Annotated in this window: 3 protein-coding genes; all 3 read left to right on the top strand. The window is 67.7% G+C overall.

The annotated features are described in order from the left end of the window. On the top strand, positions 1 to 552 hold a 552-nt coding region (locus JMF90_RS35475; RefSeq protein ID WP_201326194.1), incomplete at its 5' end, for a MauE/DoxX family redox-associated membrane protein. Continuing rightward, positions 549 to 1,184 carry a methylamine dehydrogenase accessory protein MauD gene (mauD, locus tag JMF90_RS35470; RefSeq protein WP_011547118.1) on the top strand — a complete coding sequence of 212 codons (636 nt, stop codon included), beginning with the start codon at positions 549 to 551 and terminating at the stop codon, positions 1,182 to 1,184. The genes JMF90_RS35475 and mauD, both read left to right, overlap by 4 nt. Before the next feature lie 39 nt (positions 1,185 to 1,223). Continuing rightward, positions 1,224 to 1,760, top strand: coding sequence for a methylamine dehydrogenase light chain (locus JMF90_RS35465; RefSeq protein ID WP_011547119.1), 537 nt, complete (start codon positions 1,224 to 1,226; stop codon positions 1,758 to 1,760). Positions 1,761 to 1,813: the final 53 nt, after the last annotated feature.

The following is a 1,813-nucleotide window of genomic DNA, read 5'->3' as shown; positions in this document are numbered from 1 at the left end:
ACCCTCGATCCCGTACTCGCCACCAGCGCGCAGGCCGGCGCGGCCGTCGTCGTGCTGCTCGGCGCCTTCGCGAAGATGCGCCGGCCCGCCGCGTTCCGCCAGGCACTCGCCGGCTACCGGCTGCTGCCCGATGCACTGACCGCGCCCGTCGCGTTCGCGATTCCGCTCGCGGAAGCCGTCGCCGCCGTGGTGCTGCTGTTTCCCGACACGCGCACGGCCGGCGCGACCGGCCTGATCGCGTTGCTTCTCGCGTTCGCGGCCGGGCTCGCGATCAACCTGCTGCGCGGTCATACCGACATCGACTGCGGCTGTTCCGGCTTCACCGCCGCCCGAGCCGACGTCCCGCGCGGCATCGGCTGGCTGCATGTCGGGCGCGTGCTGCTGCTCGTCGCGCTGGCCGCGACCGCGTTCGTCGAGCCGGGCACGCGCGCCGTCGTGTGGTTCGACTACCTGACGCTGTTCTTCTCCGTGCTGCTGATCGTCTGCGCGTTGCTCACCGTCGACGTGCTGCTCGCCAACGTCCCGCGCCTTTCCCACCTGAGGAATTCATGATGCAAACCGCTCTCACCGTTTCCACCGCCCTGCTGTGGGTGGCCGTCCTCGCGCTCGGCGCGATCTGCCTCGCGCTGGTGCGCCAGATCGGCATCCTGTACGAGCGCATCATGCCGGCCGGCGCGCTGATGATCGACAAGGGGCCTGCGGTCGGCGCGATCGCGCCGACGTTCGAATTGACCGACATGCGCGGCGCGCAGGTGAAGGTCGGCGGCATCGACGCGATGGGCAAGGCCACGCTGTTGTTCTTCCTGTCGCCGACGTGCCCGGTCTGCAAGAAGCTGCTGCCGCTGTTGCCGTCGCTGCAGGCCAGCGAGGCGACGCCGGTGAACATCGTGCTCGCGAGCGACGGCGATGCCGACGAACACACGCGCTTCGCGCGAAAGCACGACCTCGGGCGCTTCCCGTACGTGCTGTCGCAGGAGCTCGGCTTCGCGTACCAGATCGGCAAGCTGCCGTATGCGGTGCTGCTCGACGAAACGGGCACCGTGCGCGCGAAGGGGCTCGTCAACACGCGCGAGCATCTCGAGAGCCTGTTCGAGGCGAAGGAGCGCGGCGTCGCGTCGCTGCAGCAGTTCGTGCATGGCGATCACAGCCACGATGCCCACGACGGGCACGCGCAGCACGCGTGACCGGCCGAACCTTTTTCAACGTCATTGGAGAACGACGACATGGGCGTGTTTGATTCATGGTTCGAGCGGTCGGCGCGCGGCGTCGCGCAGCACAGTTCGCGGCGCAGCGCGATGGCGAAGCTCGGCAAGGTGCTGGTGGGGTCGGCGCTGCTGCCGCTGCTGCCGGTCGACCGCACCGCATATGCGGCCGATGCGGCATCGGGGGCGTCGGGTGCATCCGGTGCCGGCGCGAGCGACGACCCGACGAGCTGCGACTACTGGAAATACTGCGCGATCGACGGCTGGCTCTGCAGCTGCTGCGGCGGCACGTCGAGCAGTTGCCCGCCGGGCACGACGCCTTCGCCGATCACGTGGATCGGCACCTGCCGCAATCCTCACGACGGTTCGGACTACATCGTGTCGTACAACGACTGCTGCGGCAAGACGTCGTGCGGCAAGTGCTTCTGCAACCGCAACGAGCGCGAGAAGCCGCTGTACAAGCTGTCGTTGAACAACGACATCAACTGGTGCATGGCGAACGGTAATTCGAATTACCACTGTTCGGTTTCGGTTCTGCTGGGAGCGGCGAAGCAATGAAAGTGAAGCAAGCAGGAAAGCGCATCGTTGCATGCATGGCGGCCGCGACGGCC

The organism is Burkholderia sp. E168m23 (assembly GCF_016586125.1).
Taxonomy (GTDB): Bacteria; Pseudomonadota; Gammaproteobacteria; order Burkholderiales; family Burkholderiaceae; genus Burkholderia; species Burkholderia orbicola.
Note: the sequence above shows the minus strand (reverse complement) of the source record. Positions and strands in the feature narration are given on the sequence as shown.